Source organism: Azotobacter beijerinckii (assembly GCF_900110885.1).
GTDB lineage: Bacteria > Pseudomonadota > Gammaproteobacteria > Pseudomonadales > Pseudomonadaceae > Azotobacter > Azotobacter beijerinckii.
In genome coordinates, this window is record NZ_FOFJ01000002.1 from 64070 (window position 1) to 85558 (window position 21489).

Below are 21489 nucleotides of genomic sequence, written 5' to 3' on the forward strand. Positions count from 1 at the left end.
ATCCAGCCCCGGCTGCGCCGGGGTTCCCTCGCTCCGGCGCCGCTCCGGGGGCACGTCACGAAGGGACGTCCCTGTCCCTTCGTGACTCGCTCGGCGTCCTGCCTCGCGTCCCCCTCCGCGACACCTGCGCTCGGCCTCCTGAACGGGGGTGGGCTCCGAGCCGCCTGAAAGCGCTTTCGCTCTTGCGGCACAGCCTGTCGGACAGCGCCGGATGCCCCCTTCAGGAGGCCGAACGGAGTCGTCGCGCAAGGGGATGAGCCGCAGGGATGCGGCGAAAGGCCCGTGGGCCATGGATGGCCCTTCGGGCCGTACCCCTGGAGCGGCGACGCAGAGAGGGAACCCGAAGCGAAGCGCAGGGCCGGATGAGGGGGTGGCCTTCTTTTTGGTCACTTTTTCTTGGCCAGACAAGAAAAAGTGACTCGGCCGGGGGGCCGAAACAGGGCGTTTCCGGCCACTCGACAAGCAGCCAATGCAGCAGAGCCGAAGGCAACGCCGGAACCGCTCCCGCTCACAGCGCCGCACCCATCGAACCACCGTCGCCAATATCCTGGAGGTTTTTCCAAGATGCCGGACAGCCCCTTCTCCCCCTGGCCCTGCTTCACCGAGGAAGAGGCCGACGCCGTGCGCACGGTGCTGCTCTCCAACCGGGTCAACTACTGGACCGGCGAGCAATGCCGCGCCTTCGAGGAGGAATTCGCCGCCTGGAGCGACTGCGCCCACGCCATCGCCCTGGCCAACGGCACCGTGGCCCTGGACGTGGCGCTCAAGGCCCTGGGCATCGGCCCGGGCGACGAGGTGGTAGTGACGCCGCGCAGCTTCTTCGCCTCGGCCGCCAGCATCGTCAACGCCGGGGCCGTGCCGGTGTTCGCCGAGGTCGACCGCGACTCGCAGAACCTCACCGCCGACACCATCCGCGCGGTGCTGACGCCGCGCACCCGGGCGCTGCTTTGCGTACACCTGGCCGGCTGGCCGTGCGACATGGAGCCGATCATCGCGCTGGCCGAAGCCCACGGCCTCAAGGTCATCGAGGACTGCGCCCAGGCCCACGGCGCGCGCTACCGGGGCCGACCGGTCGGCAGCCTCGGGCATGTCGGCGCCTGGTCGTTCTGCCAGGACAAGATCATCAGCACCGGCGGCGAGGGCGGCATGGTCACCACCAACGACCGGGCCCTGTGGTCGCGGATGTGGTCGCTCAAGGACCACGGCAAGAGCTGGGAGGCGGTCCACGCCCGCCGGCATCCGCCGGGCTTTCGCTGGCTGCACGAGAGCTTCGGCGGCAACGGGCGGATGACCGAGATGCAGGCGGTGCTCGGCCGCCTCCAGCTGCGCCGGCTGCCCGACTGGCATGCAAGGCGGCGGGCCAACGCCGAACGCCTCTGGCAGTGCGCACGACGCCTGCCGGGGCTACGCGTGCCGGAGCTGCCGGCGGACATCGAGCATGCCGCCTACAAGTGCTACCTGTTCGTCGAGCCTCGGCAGCTGAAAAGCGGCTGGGACCGCGAGCGCATCCTCGGCGAGATCGTCGCCCGCGGGGTGCCCTGCTTCTCCGGCAGCTGTCCCGAGCTGTACCGGGAGAAGGCCTTCGACGGCACCCCCTGGCGCCCGGCCGAACGCCTGCCGGTGGCCCGCGAACTGGGCGAGACCAGCCTGATGTTCCTCGTCCATCCCACCCTGAGCGCGGCAGAGATCGAGCGAACCTGCGCGGCGCTGACCGACGTGCTGGACGAGGCGGCCCGCTGAGCCTGCCGGCCGGTTTCGACTCTCCACCCACAAGGGCAATTTCCATCCCCGTCACTCCTTCAGGAGCATGTCACGCCTTCGGCAACCGAACACCGCCTTCGCATTCCAGCCCTTATCGGCAGAAGCCGTATCGCACGGGGGAGCATCACCCGATGAAATCGCCGCTCAAGGAACCTTCCCAGCCCTTTCGACAGCGCCTGCTGGACCTGTCCCACGGCCACAAGCGGCTCATCCAGGTCGGCGTGGACGTCCTGCTCGTCTGGCTGGCGCTCTGGCTGGCGTTCTACCTCCGCCTGGAGGACATGAGCGTCATCCAGCCCTTCGGCGGCCACGCCTGGCTGTTCCTTTCCGCGCCCATCGTCGCCCTGCCGATCTTCGTGCGCCTGGGCATGTACCGCGCGGTCATGCGCTACCTGGGCAACGAGGCGCTGCTGACCATCGCCAAGGCGGTCAGCCTGTCGGCGCTGCTGCTGGGGCTGGTGGTCATCCTCCATACCCATACAACGCTGCTGATTCCCCGCTCGATGATCTTCAATTACTGGGGCCTCAGCCTGCTGCTGATCGGCGGCCTGCGCCTCGCCATGCGCCAGTATTTCACCGGTGACTGGTTCAACCTGCGCGATCTGCCCTTCCGGCGCCAGGGCGGCCTGCCCCGGGTGGCCATCTACGGCGCGGGGTCGGCCGGCAACCAGCTCGCCCATGCGCTGCTCATGGGGCATGCGCTGCGCCCGGTGGCCTTCGTCGACGACGATCCGCACCTCGCCGGGCGGACGATCGCCGGCCTGCCGGTCTACGGCCCCGGGGATCTGCCGCGCCTGCTCAAGGAAACCGGCGCCGCGGAGATTGTCCTGGCGATCCCCTCCGCCAGCCGCAGCCGCCGCCGCGAGATCCTCGAGATGCTGCAGGTCCATCCGCTGCCGGTGCGCTCGATGCCCAGCATCGCCAAGCTGGCCTGCGGCCGCTTCACGGTGAACGACCTGCAGGAAGTCGACATCGCCGACCTGCTCGGCCGCGATGCGGTGCCTGCCCAGCCCGAACTGCAGGAGCGCTGCATCCGCGACCAGGTGGTGATGGTGACCGGCGCCGGCGGCTCGATCGGCGCGGAGCTGTGCCGGCAGATCCTCGCCAACGGGCCGGCCACACTGATCCTCTTCGAGCACTCGGAATACAACCTGTACAGCATTCACGGCGAACTCGAGCAGCGGGTCCGCCAGGACGGCCTGGCGTTGAGCCTGGTGCCCGTGCTCGGTTCGGTCCGCCACAGCCCCCGCCTGCTCGAGACGCTGCGCCACTGGGGGGTCGACACCCTCTACCACGCCGCGGCCTACAAGCATGTGCCGCTGGTCGAACTCAACGTCAGCGAGGGCGTGCTCAACAACACCTTCGGCACCCTGCGCACCGCCCAGGCGGCGCTGCGCGCCGGGGTGCGCAACTTCGTGCTGATCTCCACCGACAAGGCGGTGCGCCCCACCAACGCGATGGGCGGCAGCAAGCGCCTGGCCGAGATGGTGCTGCAGGCCTTCTCCCGCGAGCGCGAGGTGGAGCTGTTCGACGAACCCGGCCTGCCGCCGCAACCCAACCGCACCCGCTTCACCATGGTCCGCTTCGGCAACGTGCTGGGCTCGTCCGGCTCGGTGATCCCGCTGTTCCGCGAGCAGATCCGCCGCGGCGGGCCGATCACCGTCACCCACCCGGAGATCACCCGCTACTTCATGACCATCCCCGAGGCGGCGCAGCTGGTGATCCAGGCCGGCGCCATGGGCGAAGGCGGCGACGTCTTCGTGCTGGACATGGGCGAGCCGGTGAAGATTCGCGACCTGGCGCAGAAAATGGTCCATCTGTCCGGCCTGTCGCTGCGCACGGAAAGCGCCCCGGACGGCGACATCGAAATCCGCTTCGTCGGTCTGCGCCCGGGCGAGAAGCTCTACGAGGAGCTGCTGATCGGCGACGGCGCGACGCCGACCAGCCACAGCCGGATCCTGCGTGCCCACGAGGAACACCTGCCCTGGCGGGAGCTGAAGCCGCGGCTGGAAGCCCTGCTCGCCGCATTGGAAACCGACGACTTCCCGCGCATCCGCGAGCTGCTGCAGGGCACCGTCAGCGGCTACCGGCCGAGCCCGGAAATCCTCGAACGGCCCCCGCAGGAATACCCGGACGGCGGCCACACAGTGCCCGCCTGGATACACCTCGTCGTGCCGCAGGACGCCCGGCCGAACAGCAAGAAGTCCTGATCGATACCGGCTGGAGATGAAGTAGCCGCTGCCGATGCCGGGCAAGATCCGACACGCATGAGCGTACTCCAAAGACCTTCCATTGCTTGAGCGAGCACACCGCGACCAATGAGCAGAATCACCATAAACATTACTACCACATACAACAGGTTGGAGTTGTGTTCTCAAACCCTATGGTCACTTCTGAATCAGTCGGCCCCTCCCGAAAAAATAGTGGTCTGGGTTTCGAAAGAGGCCTACCTGATAGATAAAGGAATAGACAGAGAACCATACTGGGTTAGCGACCTGAATAAAATAAAAAACCTGATAGAGTTCAAATGGACAACCAATACCGGTCCTTATAGAAAGCTGTTCCCTGCCCTTGCCGCGGCAAGCGAGGATCAGACTATTGTCTACGCCGATGATGACACGATATACAAGGAAAACTGGCTCAACCTGCTGATCAGCAAATTCCAAGAGCACAACGAAGAAAAAATCGTGGCCTCGCGCGTCCGAATCAGCAAGCGAAACCTATTCGGCCGCCACAAGTCCTATATGCTCTGGCCCATATTGAAAAAGGAAGTCGAACTCGACAGCGATTATCTGATCACTGGCGTAGGCGGGGTAATCCTCAAAAAAAAGCATATAAAAGAAGACTTCCTGACGAACCAGGATTATTTGAAAATCTGCCCGAAAAGCGACGACTTCTGGATAAGCGAAATAATCGCCCGCTCCAGAACCCCTGTCCTGTCATGCCCGGAGGCCATGCGTGAACTTCTCTTCATCAAACATGAGCACGGCCTGGAAAAACAAAACACCCTGACCTCGAGCAGCTTGGCAGGCAAGCTTTTGGACAACATCAAGATAAACACTCTCGGCCGACTGGGAATTTCAGTATGCCACAACGATGTGTCTTTCAAAAAAATCAAGAGCTACTTCGAAGCGGTCGACAGGGCCTCTCTGTGACTTGTACAGATTGCCAAACGGCATGCCGGGTCGTCATGCGATGACCGACAGGTGCCCGCTACTTTCTTGCGCCCTACTCAGACAACGAAGACGTCATGAACTCAGAAAAAGTCAGCATTATCATACCGGTCTACAACGTTGAACCGTATCTTGCCGAATGCCTGAACTCGGCCATCTCCCAGGACCATGACAACATAGAAATCATTGCCATTGACGACGGCTCCACCGATGCGAGCCGATCGATACTTGAAGCATTCCGTACCAGGCACGACAACATCACGATCAAGAGCATAAAAAACCAGGGGCTATCAGTCGCCAGAAACACGGGGCTGGAAATCGCAACCGGCGAATATATTTTATTCCTGGACAGTGACGATTTCATAGAAAAGCATACCGTCTCCACATGCCTGAAAGCCTTTAGGGAGCATCAGTCAGATATAGTGTTTTTCTCGGCAAAAATATTTTTCGATGGAGTTGATGAAAGCACGGGAAAACGATTCAGAGGCGAAAGAGCCTTGCCCCTGCAAAACAAGTCCTTTTCCGCCCAGTCTTTTTTCAACCAATCGATAAAGCTTGGGAGCTACTTGGTATCAGCATGCCTCTATATCTACAAACGACACGAGCTCGGCGACATAAAGTTTTATCCAGGCATTCTGCATGAAGACAACCTGTTTACAACCCGGCTTCTCCTTGAAAACCAGCATGCAAAGATGGTCTGCATTTCAGACAAGCTCTACAACAGACGTGTCCGGCCCGACTCGATCATGACGCAAAAAAAGCAGGAAAAGCACATAAACGGACTCCTCGTCGTTGCAGAAGAACTCCTGAAGCTTGAGTTGGCCAAAGAAAACAGCGAAGCAGGATCAGCCTTGAATCAATTCATCCAGACCACCCTGACCATTGCATTAGACGCATGCAGGCAGGCTTATGGGAACAATTTCCCCTATCACGCAAGAAAGAGACTGATAGTTCTATTTGCACAAACCAGGTTCAAACATAAAAAAGTAAAATCCATCGTTCTCAGTGCTTTTCCGGAGTTGTGCACGATAAAGCAGTCCATGAAAAAAATCCTTCTACTCGAAAGGCCATACCCGTGACCAAGTGCTCGAATAAATAAAAATAATTCAGCACTTTTCGTACGCATGCCTATGCCGGCCCTTCACAGCCCTAGAGAACACCATGAACTCAGAAAAGGTCAGCATAATCATACCTATCTATAACGTTGAACAATATCTTGCCGAATGCCTGAATTCGGCTATCCGCCAGGACCATGACAATATAGAGATCATCGCCATCAATGATGGCTCCACCGATGCAAGTCTATCGATACTTGAGGAGTTCCGCACCAAGCACGAAAACATGATCGTCAAAAGCATTCCAAACCAGGGATTGTCAGTTGCCAGAAACACCGGGCTTGAAATCGCAACCGGCGAATATATTTTATTCCTGGATAGCGATGACTTTATAGAGCAGCATACCGTATCCACCTGCATGGAACATTTCAGACGACATCGGACAGATATCGTCTTTTTTTCAACGAGTGTATTTTTCGACGGCGCCAGTGAAAATTCATGCAGCATAACCAAAACCGAAAGAGCCACAGCCCTGCAAAGCGAATCCTGTTCGGCACGATTCTTTTTCACCCAATCGATAAAACTTAAAAGATACCAGGCTTCAGCATGTTTCTACATCTACCGAAAAGACAAGCTGAACGACATAACGTTCTACCCAAGCATAATATACGAAGACAACCTGTTCACCACCAGGCTGCTGCTCGAGAACGACAATATAAAAGTCACCTGCATCACTGACAAGCTTTACAACAGGCGTATCCGGCCAGAGTCGATCATGACTCAAAAAAAGCATGAGAAGCATGTAAATGGCTTCCTTGTCGTCGCCGAAGAGCTGCTGAAGCTTGATCTAGCCAAAGAAAAAAGCGAAACAGGGGCAGCATTGAACCAGTTCATCCAAGCCATGCTGAGAAAAGCATCGCTCACCCACAGGCTGGTTTATGATGGAAAACTCTCCTATCGCATAAGACAAAGACTGATGATCCTATATATCAAAACAAGACCGACACCCACAAGAATAAAAAAAATCTTACCCAACATTTTCCCAGAACTATTAGCCATAAAAAAATCCATTAAAATTTTCAATACCCAATAAATTCGCTCACCCTGAAAGCCAAGCCAACCCCTGTGAAACGGTGACCCTGCCAAAAGAATATCGGGAAAGATGAGATGGACTCAGCCAACCAAACAGGCAGCTTCTGATAGCCTTACTGCTCTCTTGGCAACAAAGGAATACACCATGAACTCAGAAAAAGTCAGCATCATCATACCTGTCTATAATGTTGAAAAATATCTTGCCGAATGCTTGGACTCTGCCCTCCGCCAAGACTATGAGAACGTAGAAATCATCACAATCAACGACGGCTCGACAGATGCAAGCCTGTCAATACTTGAAGAGTTCCACGCCAAGCATCAAAACATAATAGTAAAAAGCATCCCAAACCAGGGGTTATCAGTCGCCAGAAACACGGGACTCGAAATCGCAACCGGCGAATACATCCTATTCCTTGATAGCGACGACTTTATAGAGAAACACACCCTATCAACCTGCCTCGGGCATTTAAAACAGCACCAGACAGATGTAGTCTTTTTTTCAGCAAACGTATTTCTCGATGGAATCAGCGAGGATATAGGCCGCAAATTCAGAACCGAAAGGACTCCAGCCCTGCAAAACAAATCCTGTCCGGCACGTTCCTTTTTCGTCCAATCGATAAACATTAACAACTACCAGGTTTCAGCATGCTTCTATGTCTACAAAAAAAACAGGCTGGACAGCATAAAATTCCACCCGGGAATACTATACGAAGATAACCTGTTCACCACCAGGCTACTGCTCGAAAACGAGAAAATAAAAGTCACCTGCATCACTGACAAGCTCTACAACAGGCGAGTCAGGCCAGAATCGATCATGACCCAGAAAAAACATGAAAAGCATGTAGATGGATTTTTTGTCATTGCCGAAGAGCTCTTGAAGCTCAACCTAGCCAAGGAAAAAAGCGAAACAGGAGCAGCATTGAATTGCTTCATCCAAAGCCTGCTGAGCCATGCGTTGACCACCTACAGATCGATTTATGGCGACAGACTTCCCTACCGCACGAGAAAAAAACTAATAATCCTATTCTCAAAAACAAAACCAATAAGGATAAAAAGCATTGCACTTTATGCCTTTCCAGAATTGCTAACAATAAGAAATCTACTAAGAAAACCCTCAATCATCAAAAAATCCGAGCCCCCTAAAGCACTGCAAAACAGCGCACCCAAAGACCACCAAAAGATGCAATAAGCCATACAAAATTAATTCGATATTTTCACCGTAACCTGACGGCACCTGATGCACATGACTGGTGAGTGACGGGAAGCTCTGGTAAGCCGTTACAGGCCGCCATTCGTACATCATCATGAAACTTATCGCTTTCAACAGCACAGCTGACCAGCTGCCCCCCCGCCAGAAAGAACCTCGGCGCCCCGCACGAGGCCCGACCCAACGGTGAGAGTTCCAGGCCAGACCACCGGCAAATGCCTTTCCGACTGTCAGGGGAACGCCCAGCCGATTTGCAGCCCTCTGCAACACAGCCTAGCCTTTGGTAGCCCACGTGGTGTGAAGGGCTCTCCTTTTCCTGCGATGGAGCCTGAAGCATGAAAACACTCCCACCCAGCCTGTTGCCGAGTCTTCCCGGCCAGGCCATTGCCGGCGAGGCAGCCGCTGCAACCTTCGGCCACCAGGGCACCACGGACACCAGGAGCCCCCCATAGCGGGAGCGACCAGGCCGGTCGGTTGTGGCATCCGCATGTGCCGGGCGCCCGGCTCTGCATTTCCCCATTGATCGTCCGAAACAGGTCTTCATCCCCGCGAACCACGGCCCATGGAGGGATTTGCCTTGTCCGTCCTGCATACCGGCAGCTCGCCGGTGCACCGCACACTCGCCGTCATACTGGCCGCTACCATCGGCCTCCAGGGCTGCATATTCTCCCCCGGGCAGCACCTCGACACTTCCGACCTTGCGCACCAAGGCCCGCCGGACAGCCCCCGCTTCGAGCTGGTGCCCATCACCCCGAGGCTGGTGGCGACCCAGAACGCGGCACGCGTCGTCGAGACACTGCCTCCCGAACTGACCAGCTACGCTCCCGGCCCCTACGTGATCGGGGTAGGCGACGTGCTCAACATCACCGTCTGGGAGCACCCGGAACTGAACTCACCGGGCGGCGTGCAGCAGGCACCCGACGCCAACGGACGCCTGGTGCGTCCCGACGGCCGACTGTTCTATCCCTACATCGGCGAGACCGAGGCTGCCGGCCTGACCATCGAGGAGCTGCGCAACAGCATCGCCGAGCGGCTGACCCGCTATATCGAAAGCCCGCAGGTGGACGTCGCCGTAACCCGCTTCGGCGGCCGCCGGGTGATTCTCACCGGCGCCTTCGGCCATACAGGCCCGATGCCCCTAACCACCGTCCCCATGACGCTGCCGGCGGCCGTCGGCCAGGCCGGCGTAGGTGGGGGAGCCGACATTGCCAGACTGATCCTCAAGCGCGACGGCCGGGAGTACCGCCTCGACCTCGACGCCCTCAACCGCGGCGGCGCGGAGCTGGACCGCATCTACCTCAAGGACGGCGACCAGTTGCACCTACCCACCAACGACAGCCGACGGATCTTCGTCCTCGGCGAGGTCGTCTCGCCCGGACCGCTATCTTTCAGGAGCCGCAGTATGAACCTGACCGAAGTGATCGGCTCGGTCAGGGGACTGCGCCAGGAAACCTCCAACCCGCAAGCCGTCTACGTGATCCGCGGCGTGCGGGATCTCGAACGGGAAACGGCCCAGGTCTTCCAGCTGGATGCAAAGTCGCCGGCCTCCATGGTGCTGGCCGCGCATTTCCAGGTCGAACCGCAGGACGTGGTCTACGTCGGCGCCGCCGGCATCACCCGCTGGAACCGCTTCATCAGCCAGCTATTCCCCTCGGCCTCCTTCCTAAACATGGGAATAGGCGTAGAAGACGATATCAATACGATAACCAAATGATTTTGCCCGGCAAGCATGGATGCAAGCCAGGTACGTGACCGCGCCTCAGGAGTCGCGGGGCTCGTACGTGAGCCAGCCAGGATCGAGGCTGTCCCCCCGCTGTCCGTATAGCCGCCCGCCTGAACGGCATCCATCCCCCCTCCCGTCCTCTCCTCCTCAATCCTCGCTCTCCAGGCGCATGGTCGTCCGCACCAGGCGCTGCTCTTCCTGCTCGATCTCCCGAAGGCTGTCGCGGATTCCGTGGATGTGGTCGCGGGCGGCGCGCCGGGCCTGTTCCGGCAGGCGCTCGATCACCGCGTGGTAGAGGCGCGCGTGCTGGCGGTCGAGCTGCTTCTTGCACGGCGGGCGGTGGTAGAGGTTGTTCACCGAGGCGAACACCGTGGTCAGCATGAGGTCGGTGAGCGACTGCAGGGTGTGCAGCAGCACCGGGTTGTGCGCGGCCTCGCAGATCGCCAGGTGGAAGGCGTGGTCCAGCCGGGCGTGCTCGCGCGGGTCGAGGCTCTCGGGCGGGGCGGCCTGGGCGGCGACCATTTCCGCGTAGCGCCGGCCGAGCCGGATGAAATCCGCCTCGCTGCCGCGCAGGGCGGCCAGCCGCGCCGACTCGCCCTCCAGCAGGACGCGTACCTCCAGCAGGTCGTAGAGGGTGCGCTGCTGCGAGGCGAACAGGTGCAGCAGCGGACTGGTGTCGCCGCCGTCGGACAACGGCGCGACGAAGGAGCCGCGTCCCTGTGCCGTCTCGATGATGCCGCGCCCGCGCAGCACGCGCAGGCCTTCGCGCAATGCCGAGCGGGAGATGCCCAGCCGCTCGCACAAACGTCGCTCCGAGGGCAGCGCCTGGCCGACCTTGAGCACGCCGTCGACGATCAGTCGCTCGATGCGCTGGGCCACCACGTCGGCGACCTGGCGGCGTTCGACGGCGGGTTCGGGAGGCATGCGGGAATCTGTCATGGCTGGTCTGACCAGTGCGAGAGGACGGGAAGCCTATCCGCCCGCGGCCTAGTCTGAATAGGGGTTTGCCGGACGAACGGGACAACCGCCCGCACGAACTGGTAGGACCAGTGCGCCTGGCGCTGGACGGCCGGCACCGCCGCGCCGATGCTGCACGGGCTGCAGACGCAGACTGCGGGCCGCGCGAACAACAACAATATTCCGTCTGATCGAGTCCATCATGAACATCCTCTACGACGAGCGCGTCGATGGCGCGCTGCCCCGGGTCGACAAGGCCGCCCTGCTCGCCGAGCTGCGCGAGCGGCTGCCGGGCCTGGACATCCTCCACCGCGAGGAAGACCTCAAGCCCTACGAATGCGACGGCCTCTCGGCCTATCGGACCATGCCGATGCTGGTGGTGCTGCCCGAGCGCATCGAGCAGGTCGAGGCGCTGCTCAGGCTCTGCCACCGCCGCCAGGTGCCGGTCGTGGCGCGCGGCGCCGGCACCGGCCTGTCCGGTGGCGCGCTGCCCCTGGAACAGGGCATCCTGCTGGTGATGGCGCGCTTCAACAAGATCCTCGAAGTCAATCCCGAAGGACGCTTCGCCCGCGTCCAGCCCGGGGTGCGCAACCTGGCGATCTCCCAGGCGGCAGCGCCCTTCGGCCTCTACTACGCGCCCGATCCGTCCTCGCAGATCGCCTGCTCGATCGGCGGCAACGTGGCGGAGAACGCCGGCGGCGTGCACTGCCTGAAATACGGCCTGACCGTACACAACCTGCTCAAGGTCGAGATCCTCAGCGTCGAGGGCGAGCGCCTGACCCTGGGCTCCGACGCCCTGGACAGCCCCGGCTTCGACCTGCTCGCCCTGTTCAGCGGCTCGGAAGGCATGCTCGGCATCGTCACCGAGGTGACGGTGAAGCTACTGCCCAAGCCGCAGATGGCCAAGGTGCTGCTGGCCAGCTTCGACTCGGTGGAGAAAGCCGGCCGCGCGGTGGGCGAGATCATCGCCGCCGGCGTGATCCCCGGCGGCCTGGAGATGATGGACAACCTGGCGATCCGCGCCGCCGAGGACTTCATCCACGCCGGTTACCCGGTGGAGGCCGAGGCCATCCTGCTCTGCGAGCTGGACGGCGTGGAAGCCGACGTGCACGACGACTGCGAACGGGTGCGCCGGGTGCTCGAGCAGGCCGGCGCGACCGAGGTGCGCCAGGCCCGCGACGAGGCCGAGCGGGCGAGGTTCTGGGCCGGGCGCAAGAACGCCTTCCCGGCGGTCGGGCGCCTGTCGCCGGACTACTACTGCATGGACGGCACCATCCCGCGCCGCGAGCTGCCCGGCGTGCTCCGGGGCATCGCCGAGCTTTCCGCCGAATACGGCCTGCGCGTGGCCAACGTGTTCCATGCCGGCGACGGCAACATGCACCCTCTGATCCTCTTCGACGCCAACCGGCCCGGCGAGCTGGAGCGCGCCGAAGCCCTCGGCGGCAAGATCCTCGAACTGTGCGTGGCGGTGGGCGGCAGCATCACCGGCGAGCACGGCGTCGGCCGCGAGAAGATCAACCAGATGTGCGCCCAGTTCGATGCCGACGAGCTGACCCTGTTCCACGCGGTGAAGGCGGCCTTCGATCCCGAGCGCCTGCTCAACCCCGGCAAGAACATCCCGACCCTGCACCGCTGCGCCGAGTTCGGCGCCATGCACGTGCACCACGGCCGGCTGCCCTTCCCCGAACTGGAGCGCTTCTGATGAGCCCGTCCTCCTTCGACGCCAGCGCCGAGCTGCTGGAACAGGTCAACCGGGCCATCGCCCAGCGCACGCCCCTGCGTATCCAGGGCGGTGGCAGCAAGGCCTTCCTCGGCCGCCCGGTGGAAGGCGAAGTGCTCGACACCCGCCGCCACCGCGGCATCGTCGGCTACGACCCCACCGAGCTGGTGGTCACCGTGCGTGCCGGCACGCCGCTGGCCGAACTGGAGCAGGCGCTGGCCGACCAGGGCCAACTGCTCGCCTGCGAGGCACCGCACCTCGGCACGGCCACGGTGGGCGGCATGGTCGCGGCCGGGCTGTCCGGCCCGCGCCGGCCCTGGGCCGGGGCGGTGCGCGACTTCGTCCTCGGCACGCGGCTGATCAGCGGCCACGGCAAGCACCTGCACTTCGGCGGCGAGGTGATGAAGAACGTCGCCGGCTACGACCTCTCGCGCCTTCTGGCCGGCAGCTTCGGCTGCCTCGGGGTGATCACCGAGGTCTCGCTCAAGGTGCTGCCGCGACCGCGCGCCAGCACCAGCCTGCGCCTGGCGATGAATGCCGAGCGCGCACTGAGCAAACTCGCCGAGTGGGGCCAGCAGCCGATCCCGCTCAGCGCCGCCTGCCACGACGGCGAGGCCCTCTACCTGCGCCTGGAGGGCGGCGAAGGCTCGCTGGCCGCGGCCCGCCAGTGCCTCGGCGGCGAGGCGCTGGCCGACGGCTTCTGGGACGACCTGCGCGAACGGCGCCTGGCCTTCTTCGCCGACCCGCGACCCTTGTGGCGCCTGTCGCTGCCCAACGCCGTGCCGCCGCTGGCGCTGCCCGGCAGCCAGCTGATCGACTGGGGCGGCGCGCAGCGCTGGCTGAAGTCGGAGGCCGGCGCCGAGGCGATCCGCGCCATCGCCGCCGAGGTCGGCGGCCATGCCAGCTGCCACGACGCCGGCGTCTGCGACAGCCCCTTCCAGCCGCTGCCCGCGCCGCTGATGCGCTACCACCGCCAGCTCAAGGCGCAACTGGACCCGCAGGGGATCTTCAATCCCGGGCGGATGTACGCGGACTTCTGAGGGCGGACCATGCAAACCCATCTGAACGAAGACAGCCTGGCCCTGCCGCGCGGCGCCGAGGCCGAACGCATCCTGCGCAGCTGCGTGCACTGCGGCTTCTGCAACGCCACCTGCCCGACCTACCAACTGCTGGGCGACGAGCTGGACGGCCCGCGCGGGCGCATCTACCTGATCAAGCAGGTGCTCGAGGGCGCCACGCCCGGCGCCAGCACCCGCGAGCACCTGGACCGCTGCCTGACCTGCCGCAACTGCGAAACCACCTGCCCGTCCGGCGTGCAGTATCACCACCTGCTGGACATCGGCCGGGCAGTGCTGGAACGGCAGGTGCCGCGCTCCCTGGAGCAGCGCGCCCTGACGACCGGGCTGCGCGCGCTGCTACCCCATCCGGCGGCCTTCAAGGTCCTGGTGCGCAGCGGCGAGCGTTTCCGCCCGCTGCTGCCGGAAAGGCTCAAGGCCAAGCTGCCGCGCCAGATCCGCCCGGCCAAGGCGCGCCCGCAGCCGCACCATGCGCGCCGCGTGCTGCTGCTCGAAGGCTGCGTGCAGCCGGGGCTGTCGCCGAACACCAACGCCGCCGCCGCCCGCGTGCTCGACCGCCTCGGCATCAGCGTGACGGCGGTCCGCCAAGCCGGCTGCTGCGGCGCCGTGGATTACCACCTGAACGCCCAGAGGGCCGGCCTCGAACGCGCCCGGCACAATATCGACGCCTGGTGGCCGGCCATCGAGGCCGGCGCCGAGGCCATCGTGCAGACCGCCAGCGGCTGCGGCGCCTTCGTCAAGGACTACGGCCACCTGCTGGCCGCCGACCCGCGCTACGCCGCCAAGGCCCGCCGGGTCAGCGAACTGGCCCGCGACCTGGTCGAGGTGCTGCGCGGCGAGCCCCTGGAAAGCCTCGGCATCCGGGCCGACCTGCGCCTGGCCTTCCACTGCCCCTGCACCCTGCAGCACGCGCAGAAGCTCGGCGGCGCCGTCGAGGAGCTGCTGACGCGCCTCGGTTTCCAGCTCACCGCGGTGCCGGACGGACACCTCTGCTGCGGCTCGGCCGGCACCTACTCGATCACCCAGCCGGCGCTGTCGCGCCGGCTGCGCGACAACAAGCTCGACGCCCTGGAAAGCGGCCGGCCGACGCTGATCGCCACCGCCAATATCGGCTGCCAGATCCATCTGGACGGTGCCGGCCGCACCCCGGTGCGGCACTGGATCGAGCTGGTCGAAGAAGCCCTGACTCAACCGGAGAACCCCCCATGCACAGCAAAGCAGTCCTGACCCAGACCGAAGTCGCGCGGATGCTCGCCGCCGCCCGCACCGAAGCGCAGCACAACCAGTGGGCCGTGAGCATCGCGGTGGTCGACGACGGCGGCCACCCGCTGGCCCTGGAGCGACTCGACGGCTGCAGCCCGGCAAGCGCCTACATCGCCCTGGAGAAGGCCCGCACCTCGGCCCTCGGCCGCCGCGAGTCCAAGGTCTACGAGGAAATGATCAACGGCGGGCGCACCGCCTTCCTCTCCGTGCCGCTGCTCAGCGCCACCCTGGAGGGCGGCGTGCCGGTGCTGGTCGACGGTCAGGTGGTCGGCGCCGTCGGCGTGTCCGGCGTGCGCTCCGATCAGGATGCCCAGGTGGCCAGGGCCGGCGTGCAAGCCATCGCCGAGTGACCTCAACGAGCCGAACAGGAACAGGAGAACACCCCCCATGGGCAAGCGCATCACCCGTCACCGCCTGCAAGTCGCCGAGAACCTGGCCCGCTTCATCGAGGATGAAGCGTTGCCGGGCACCGGCCTGGATAGCGCCCGGTTCTGGCTGGGCTTCGACGCCCTGGTCCACGAGCTGGCGCCGAAGAACCGCGCCCTGCTCGCCGAGCGCGACCGCCTGCAGGCCGAGCTGGATGCCTGGCACCGCGCCCATCCCGGCCCGGTGCGCGACCTGGCGGCCTACCGCGGCTTTCTCGAAGGCATCGGCTACCTGCTGCCAAGACCACCGCGGGTGACCGTCGGCACCGCCAACGTCGACCGCGAGATCGCCGTCCAGGCCGGCCCGCAGCTGGTGGTGCCGATGTCCAACGCGCGCTATGCGCTGAACGCCGCCAATGCCCGCTGGGGCAGCCTGTACGACGCGCTCTACGGCACCGACGCGCTCGGCGGGGCGCACGGCCCCGAGCCGGGCTCGCCCTACGACCCGCGGCACGGCGCCCGGGTCATCGCCCGCGCCCGCGCCTTCCTCGACCAGGCCGCGCCGCTGGCCCAAGGCTCCCACGCCGAAGCCACGGCGTATCGCGTGGTCGACGGCCGGCTGCAGGTCGGCCTGGGCCAGACCCTGACCGGCCTCAAGCACCCCGAGCGCTTCGCCGGCTACCAGGGTGATCTCGGCAACCCCGGCGCGATCCTGCTGCGCAACCATGGCCTGCACGTCGAGATCCAGATCGACCGCACCCATCCCATCGGCAAGACCGACGTCGCCGGGGTCAAGGACGTCCTGCTGGAGGCGGCGCTGAGCGCCATCATGGACTGCGAGGATTCGGTCGCCGCGGTCGATGCCGAAGACAAGGTGCTGGTCTACCGCAACTGGCTGGGCCTGATGAAGGGCGACCTGGTCGAGAACGTCAGCAAGGGCGGCAAGACCTTCAGCCGCCGCCTGAACCTCGACCGCCAGTACCTCGCCGCCGACGGCTCGACGCTGACCCTGCCCGGCCGCGCGCTGATGTTCGTGCGCAACGTCGGCCACCTGATGACCAACCCGGCGATCCTCGACGGCGAGGGCCGCGAGATCCCCGAGGGCATCCTCGACTGCGTGGTCACCAGCCTCGCCGCCCTGCACGACCTGGAGCGCCGCTGCAACTCGCGCGAAGGCTCGGTCTACATCGTCAAGCCGAAGATGCACGGCCCGCACGAGGTGGCCTTCGCCGACGAACTGTTCGGCCGCGTCGAGGACCTGCTCGGCTTGCCGCGCCACACCCTGAAGATGGGCATCATGGACGAGGAGCGGCGCACCAGCGTCAACCTCGAGGCCTGCATCGGCGCCGCTGCGGCGCGGGTGGCCTTCATCAACACCGGCTTTCTCGACCGCACCGGCGACGAGATCCACAGCGCCATGGAAGCCGGCCCCGTGCTGCGCAAGGGCGACATGAAGTCCTCGGCGTGGATCGCCGCCTACGAGCGCAGCAACGTGCTGACCGGCCTGGCCTGCGGCCTGCGCGGCCGCGCGCAGATCGGCAAGGGCATGTGGGCGATGCCCGACCGCATGGCCGACATGCTCGAACAGAAGATCGTCCAGCCCAGGGCCGGCGCCAACACCGCCTGGGTGCCCTCGCCGACCGCCGCGACCCTGCACGCCCTGCACTACCACCAGGTCGACGTCGCCGCCGTGCAGGCGGAGCTGGAGGGGGTGGACCTGGGCAGCGTGCGCGACGAACTGCTCGACGGCCTGCTCAGCGTTCCGGTGGTCGCCGCGCCGCAGTGGAGCGCCGCCCAGATCCGCGAGGAGCTGGAGAACAACGCCCAGGGCCTGCTCGGCTACGTGGTGCGCTGGGTCGAACAGGGCGTCGGCTGCTCCAAGGTGCCGGACATCCACGACGTCGGCCTGATGGAAGACCGTGCCACCCTGCGCATCTCCAGCCAGCACATGGCCAACTGGCTGCGCCACGGCGTGACCGGCCCGGAAGAGGTCATGGAAGTCCTCCAGCGCATGGCCCGCATCGTCGACCAGCAGAACGCCGGCGATCCCCTCTACCAGCCGATGGCCGCCGACTTCGAGCGCTCGGTAGCCTTCCAGGCGGCCTGCGCCCTGGTGTTCCAGGGCTGCGCCCAGCCCAGCGGCTACACCGAGCCGCTGCTGCACCGGTTCCGCCTCGCCTTCAAGCAGGGCCGGAGCTGAAGCGCACCCCGGACCCGCGAGGCGGTTCGCCGCTTCGCGGGCCTTGCGGCTAGGCCCCGACCGGCTTCCCCCGAGCCTCGTCGCGCAGCTCGCGGCGCAGGATCTTGCCGACGTTGGTGGTCGGCAAACGGTCGCGGAACTCGATGTATTTCGGGCGCTTGTAGCCGGTGAGGTTGTCGTGCATGTGGCGTATGACCTGCTCCGTGGTCAGGGTCGCGCCGGGCTTGACCACCACGAAGAGCTTGATGGCCTCGCCGGTGCGCTCGTCGGGCACGCCGATGGCGGCGCATTGCAGTACGCCCGGCAGGCTGGCGAGGACCTCCTCCAGCTCGTTCGGATAGACGTTGAAGCCGGACACCAGGATCATGTCCTTCTTGCGGTCGACGATGCGCAGGTAGCCATCCGCCTCGATCACCGCGACGTCGCCGGTGCGCAGCCAGCCCTCGGCATCGAGCACGGCGTCAGTGGCCTCGGGGTTCTGCCAGTAGCCCTTCATCACCTGCGGTCCCTTCACCCAGAGTTCGCCGCTGTTGCCGGGCGGCAGTTCGTGCCCCTCTTCGTCGAGCACCTTGCAGAGGGTCGAGGGCAGCGGCATGCCGATGGTGCCGGGGCGGATGTGCCCGTAGGGGTTGCCGGAAACCACCGGGCTGGCCTCGGTGAGGCCGTAGCCTTCGAGGATCTCGCAGCCGGTGACGGCCTTCCAGCACTCGGCGGTGGCCTGCTGCAGGGCCATGCCGCCGGACAGGGTCAGCTTCAGCGCGGAGAAGTCCAGGCCCCGGAACCCCTCGTCGTGGCACAGCGCGGCGAACAGGGTGTTGAGGCCGACGAAGCCGGTGAACCGCCACTTCGACAGCTCCCGGACCATGGCCGGCAGATCGCGCGGATCGCTGATCAGCAGGTTGTGGTTGCCGGTGAGCATCATCGCCATGCAGTGCAGGGTGAAGGCGTAGACGTGGTAGAGCGGCAGCGGCGCGACCAGGGTCTCGCAGCCCTCGCCCATCGCGGCGCCGACCAACGCCCGGCACTGCAGCATGTTGGCCACCAGGTTGCGGTGGGTGAGCATGGCCCCCTTGGGCGTGCCGGTGGTGCCGCCGGTGTACTGCAGCACGGCGACGTCGCCGGGGTCGGCCTCGATGTCCCGCAGCGGCCGGTCGCGCCCTTCGGCCAGGGCGGCGGTGAACGTCGCCGCCTGCGGCAGGTGGTAGGCCGGGACCATCCGCTTGACGTAGCGCACCATGCCGTTGACCAGCAGGCGCCTGAGCGGCGGCAGCAGGTCGCCGACCTCGGTGACCACGACGTGGCGGATGCCGGTCTGCGGCAGCACCTCCTCGACCAGATGGGCCTTGTTGGCCAGGCAGACCAGGGCCTTGGCTCCGGCGTCGGCGAACTGCTGTTGCATCTCCCGGGCGGTGTACAGCGGATTGGTGTTGACCACGATCAGCCCGGCGCGCAGGGCGCCGAACACCGCCACGGGGTATTGCAGGAGGTTGGGCAGCTGGATGGCGATGCGGTCGCCCGGCTGCAGCCCTTCGAGTCCCTGCAGGAAGGCGGCGAAGGCGCCGGACAGCGCGTATAGCTCGCCGTAGCTCAAGGTCCGGCCGAGGTTGCTGAAGGCGGGCCGGTCGGCGAAGCGCTGGCAGGAGGCCTTCAGCACGGCGGGGATGTTGGGGTATCGGTCGGGATCGATTTCGCGGACGGCGCCGGCCGGGTACTTGTCCTTCCAGAAAGTCTCGATCATGCAATGCCACTCCACTTCACGCATCGGCGCGGGTTGAATTCTTATTGTCCACGGGCAGACGGGCGTCTCGAGAGTAACAGGCACGCCCGGTGCCCGGAAGGCCCGCGAACCAAGGGCTCCGCCCCACCGCGCGGCGGCTGCCGGCGGGGGGACGTTCGGCGGCGTACGAATCGGCTTTCCTTTCCGTGAAAACCCCGGCGCCCGGCACTACAATGCGGGGTTCTGCAACGGGCCCGAGTCCGCCCTCTCCCATCGCCCCGATGGGGATTCTTCTCCTCTATAGATAGAACACCAAGGAAACTGCATGAGCCAGGTTACCAACGTCCCCTACGGCGATCTCGAAGTCGGCCAGCAAGCGAGCTACAGCAAGACCGTGGAGGAGAAGGACATCCAGTTGTTCGCCGCCCTCTCCGGCGACCACAACCCGGTACACCTGGACGCCGAGTTCGCCGCCCGCAGCCCGTACAAGGAGCGCATCGCCCACGGCATGTTCAGCGGCGCGCTGATCAGCGCCGCGGTGGCCTGCACCATGCCCGGCCCGGGCACCATCTACCTCGGCCAGACCATGCAGTTCACCCGCGCGGTAAAGCTCGGCGACACCCTCACCGTGCGCCTGGAAATCCTCGAAAAGCTGCCGAAGTTCCGCGTACGCATCGCCACCCGCGTCTACAACCAGCACGACGAACTGGTGGTCGACGGCGAGGCGGAAATCCTCGCCCCGCGCCGCCAGCAGAGCGTCGAACTGACCCAGCTGCCGCCGATCAGCATCGGCTGACCCGCATCGCCGGCCCGTCTGCCGGACGGGCCTCTCGCAAGCGCCGAGGCGAACTGCTTGAATGGTCCGGCCGCCGGATCGGCGGCCATCTCCGTACAGCAGAAGGAAGTTCGCCATGAAGATCGTCAACGCCCGCCTGCGCGGTCGCGAAGGCCTCCACCGCATCGAACTGGACGGCGCGCGCATCGCCGCCATCGTCGCCCAACCGGCCCTCGCCGACGCCGGAGACGGCCTGGACGCCGCCGGCAACCTGGTGGTGCCGCCCTTCGTCGAGCCGCACATCCACCTGGATGCCACCCTCACCGCCGGCGAGCCTGCCTGGAACATGAGCGGCACCCTGTTCGAGGGCATCGAGCGCTGGGCCGAGCGCAAGGCGCTGGTCACTCATGAAGACACCAAGACGCGGGCCAGGAAGGCCATCGACATGCTGGTCGAGCACGGCATCCAGCATGTGCGCACCCACGTCGACGTCACCGACCCGACGCTCGCCGCACTCAAGGCGATGCTCGAGGTGCGCGAGGAAACCCGCCACTTGATCGACCTGCAGATCGTCGCCTTCCCGCAGGAGGGCATCGAGTCCTACCAGGGCGGCCGCGAGCTGATGGCCGAGGCGATCGCCCTGGGCGCCGACGTGGTCGGCGGCATCCCGCACTTCGAGAACACCCGCGAACAGGGGGTCAGCTCGATCAAATTCCTCATGGACCTCGCCGAACGCAGCGGCTGCCTGGTCGACGTGCACTGCGACGAAACCGACGACCCGCAGTCGCGTTTTCTCGAGGTGCTCGCCGAGGAGGCGCGGGTGCGCGACATGGGCGAGCGGGTCACCGCCAGCCACACCACGGCCATGGGCTCTTGGGACAATGCCTACTGCTCCAAGCTGTTCCGTCTGCTCAAGCTGTCGCGGATAAACTTCGTCTCCTGCCCCACCGAGAGCATCCACCTGCAGGGGCGCTTCGACACCTTTCCCAAGCGCCGCGGCCTGACCCGGGTCGCCGAACTCGACCGCGCCGGGCTGAACGTCTGCTTCGGCCAGGACTCCATCGTCGACCCCTGGTACCCGCTTGGCAACGGCAACATCCTGCGCATCCTCGAAGCCGGCCTGCACATCTGCCACATGCTCGGCTATGCCGACCTGCAGCGCGCCCTCGACCTGGTCACCGGGCACAGCGCCAGGACCCTGCAGCTGGGCGAGCGCTACGGCCTGGAGGTCGGGCGGCCGGCCAACCTCTTGATCCTCTCGGCGGCCAGCGACTACGAGCTGCTGCGCAGCCAGGGCCATGCGCTGGTGTCGATCCGCCACGGGGAAGTCCTGATGCGCCGCACCCCGGCGCGGATCGAACGCTACTCCTGAATCGCCTGACAGCGCACCTCCCCCGGAGCGAAG

The 21489-nt window shown here is 64.6% G+C and carries 16 protein-coding genes; 14 read left to right on the forward strand and 2 right to left on the reverse strand.

What is annotated here, in order from left to right:
* Nucleotides 1-564 precede the first annotated feature (564 nt).
* The 7 genes from BMY22_RS01260 (at nucleotide 565) to BMY22_RS01290 (ending at nucleotide 10002) form a co-directional block, all read left to right on the forward strand.
* Nucleotides 565-1740, forward strand: coding sequence for a DegT/DnrJ/EryC1/StrS family aminotransferase (locus BMY22_RS01260; protein WP_090618944.1), 1176 nt, complete (start codon nucleotides 565-567; stop codon nucleotides 1738-1740).
* Nucleotides 1741-1892: 152 nt separating this feature from the next.
* On the forward strand, nucleotides 1893-3971 hold the full coding sequence (locus tag BMY22_RS01265; RefSeq protein WP_167363680.1) for a polysaccharide biosynthesis protein: 2079 nt from the start codon (nucleotides 1893-1895) through the stop codon (nucleotides 3969-3971).
* A gap of 108 nt (nucleotides 3972-4079) precedes the next feature.
* Nucleotides 4080-4916, forward strand: coding sequence for a glycosyltransferase (locus BMY22_RS01270; protein ID WP_090618945.1), 837 nt, complete (start codon nucleotides 4080-4082; stop codon nucleotides 4914-4916).
* A 95-nt stretch (nucleotides 4917-5011) separates the two neighbouring features.
* Nucleotides 5012-6013, forward strand: a complete 1002-nt coding sequence (locus BMY22_RS01275) for a glycosyltransferase family 2 protein (protein WP_090618947.1) — start codon at nucleotides 5012-5014, stop codon at nucleotides 6011-6013.
* An 82-nt stretch (nucleotides 6014-6095) separates the two neighbouring features.
* Nucleotides 6096-7082, forward strand: coding sequence for a glycosyltransferase family 2 protein (locus BMY22_RS01280; RefSeq protein WP_090618949.1), 987 nt, complete (start codon nucleotides 6096-6098; stop codon nucleotides 7080-7082).
* A 144-nt stretch (nucleotides 7083-7226) separates the two neighbouring features.
* The gene (locus BMY22_RS01285) at nucleotides 7227-8270 is read left to right on the forward strand and encodes a glycosyltransferase family 2 protein (RefSeq protein WP_090618950.1); all 1044 of its coding nucleotides are present in this window, start codon (nucleotides 7227-7229) and stop codon (nucleotides 8268-8270) included.
* A 580-nt stretch (nucleotides 8271-8850) separates the two neighbouring features.
* Entirely contained in the window at nucleotides 8851-10002 is a 1152-nt protein-coding gene (locus BMY22_RS01290) for a polysaccharide biosynthesis/export family protein (protein WP_090618952.1), read from the forward strand.
* 156 nt (nucleotides 10003-10158) lie between these two features.
* Here the strand turns inward: BMY22_RS01290 and glcC are convergent, their stop codons facing one another.
* Complete coding sequence (gene glcC, locus BMY22_RS01295) at nucleotides 10159-10935, reverse strand: transcriptional regulator GlcC (RefSeq protein ID WP_090618953.1); 777 nt, start codon at nucleotides 10933-10935, stop codon at nucleotides 10159-10161.
* Between the two features lie 235 nt (nucleotides 10936-11170).
* On the opposite strand from glcC, the gene glcD reads away from it, so the two are divergent.
* Genes glcD through BMY22_RS01320 form a run of 5 tightly spaced genes read left to right on the forward strand, consistent with a single transcriptional unit; the run spans nucleotide 11171 to nucleotide 17592 of the window.
* Complete coding sequence (gene glcD / locus BMY22_RS01300; RefSeq protein WP_090618955.1) at nucleotides 11171-12670, forward strand: glycolate oxidase subunit GlcD; 1500 nt, start codon at nucleotides 11171-11173, stop codon at nucleotides 12668-12670.
* The gene (gene glcE / locus BMY22_RS01305) at nucleotides 12670-13728 is read left to right on the forward strand and encodes a glycolate oxidase subunit GlcE (protein ID WP_090618956.1); all 1059 of its coding nucleotides are present in this window, start codon (nucleotides 12670-12672) and stop codon (nucleotides 13726-13728) included. The genes glcD and glcE overlap by 1 nt, the downstream gene beginning before the upstream one ends.
* Before the next feature lie 9 nt (nucleotides 13729-13737).
* Nucleotides 13738-14991 carry a glycolate oxidase subunit GlcF gene (gene glcF / locus BMY22_RS01310; protein WP_090618957.1) on the forward strand — a complete coding sequence of 418 codons (1254 nt, stop codon included), beginning with the start codon at nucleotides 13738-13740 and terminating at the stop codon, nucleotides 14989-14991.
* Nucleotides 14970-15377, forward strand: coding sequence for a heme-binding protein (locus BMY22_RS01315; RefSeq protein ID WP_090618958.1), 408 nt, complete (start codon nucleotides 14970-14972; stop codon nucleotides 15375-15377). Before glcF ends, BMY22_RS01315 begins: the two co-directional genes overlap by 22 nt.
* A gap of 37 nt (nucleotides 15378-15414) precedes the next feature.
* On the forward strand, nucleotides 15415-17592 hold the full coding sequence (locus tag BMY22_RS01320) for a malate synthase G (protein ID WP_090618959.1): 2178 nt from the start codon (nucleotides 15415-15417) through the stop codon (nucleotides 17590-17592).
* A 49-nt stretch (nucleotides 17593-17641) separates the two neighbouring features.
* Here BMY22_RS01320 and BMY22_RS01325 read toward each other — a convergent pair whose 3' ends face one another.
* Nucleotides 17642-19330, reverse strand: coding sequence for a long-chain fatty acid--CoA ligase (locus BMY22_RS01325; protein WP_090619102.1), 1689 nt, complete (start codon nucleotides 19328-19330; stop codon nucleotides 17642-17644).
* Between the two features lie 304 nt (nucleotides 19331-19634).
* On the opposite strand from BMY22_RS01325, the gene BMY22_RS01335 reads away from it, so the two are divergent.
* On the forward strand, nucleotides 19635-20105 hold the full coding sequence (locus BMY22_RS01335) for a MaoC family dehydratase (RefSeq protein WP_039803644.1): 471 nt from the start codon (nucleotides 19635-19637) through the stop codon (nucleotides 20103-20105).
* 115 nt (nucleotides 20106-20220) lie between these two features.
* Nucleotides 20221-21456 carry a cytosine deaminase gene (gene codA / locus BMY22_RS01340; protein ID WP_090618961.1) on the forward strand — a complete coding sequence of 412 codons (1236 nt, stop codon included), beginning with the start codon at nucleotides 20221-20223 and terminating at the stop codon, nucleotides 21454-21456.
* The last annotated feature ends 33 nt before the right edge of the window (nucleotides 21457-21489 follow it).

Excerpts from the sequence above, each read along its gene's own strand:
- BMY22_RS01320 (WP_090618959.1), top strand. The coding sequence starts at position 15,415 with ATGGGCAAGCGCATCACCCGTCACCGCCTGCAAGTCGCCGAGAACCTG.
- BMY22_RS01260 (WP_090618944.1), top strand. The coding sequence starts at position 565 with ATGCCGGACAGCCCCTTCTCCCCCTGGCCCTGCTTCACCGAGGAAGAG.
- codA (WP_090618961.1), top strand. The coding sequence starts at position 20,221 with ATGAAGATCGTCAACGCCCGCCTGCGCGGTCGCGAAGGCCTCCACCGC.
- BMY22_RS01335 (WP_039803644.1), top strand. The coding sequence starts at position 19,635 with ATGAGCCAGGTTACCAACGTCCCCTACGGCGATCTCGAAGTCGGCCAG.
- BMY22_RS01325 (WP_090619102.1), bottom strand. The coding sequence starts at position 19,330 with ATGATCGAGACTTTCTGGAAGGACAAGTACCCGGCCGGCGCCGTCCGC.
- glcE (WP_090618956.1), top strand. The coding sequence starts at position 12,670 with ATGAGCCCGTCCTCCTTCGACGCCAGCGCCGAGCTGCTGGAACAGGTC.
- glcF (WP_090618957.1), top strand. The coding sequence starts at position 13,738 with ATGCAAACCCATCTGAACGAAGACAGCCTGGCCCTGCCGCGCGGCGCC.
- BMY22_RS01290 (WP_090618952.1), top strand. The coding sequence starts at position 8,851 with ATGGAGGGATTTGCCTTGTCCGTCCTGCATACCGGCAGCTCGCCGGTG.
- BMY22_RS01285 (WP_090618950.1), top strand. The coding sequence starts at position 7,227 with ATGAACTCAGAAAAAGTCAGCATCATCATACCTGTCTATAATGTTGAA.
- BMY22_RS01315 (WP_090618958.1), top strand. The coding sequence starts at position 14,970 with ATGCACAGCAAAGCAGTCCTGACCCAGACCGAAGTCGCGCGGATGCTC.
- glcC (WP_090618953.1), bottom strand. The coding sequence starts at position 10,935 with ATGCCTCCCGAACCCGCCGTCGAACGCCGCCAGGTCGCCGACGTGGTG.
- BMY22_RS01270 (WP_090618945.1), top strand. The coding sequence starts at position 4,080 with ATGAGCAGAATCACCATAAACATTACTACCACATACAACAGGTTGGAG.
- BMY22_RS01275 (WP_090618947.1), top strand. The coding sequence starts at position 5,012 with ATGAACTCAGAAAAAGTCAGCATTATCATACCGGTCTACAACGTTGAA.
- BMY22_RS01265 (WP_167363680.1), top strand. The coding sequence starts at position 1,893 with ATGAAATCGCCGCTCAAGGAACCTTCCCAGCCCTTTCGACAGCGCCTG.
- BMY22_RS01280 (WP_090618949.1), top strand. The coding sequence starts at position 6,096 with ATGAACTCAGAAAAGGTCAGCATAATCATACCTATCTATAACGTTGAA.
- glcD (WP_090618955.1), top strand. The coding sequence starts at position 11,171 with ATGAACATCCTCTACGACGAGCGCGTCGATGGCGCGCTGCCCCGGGTC.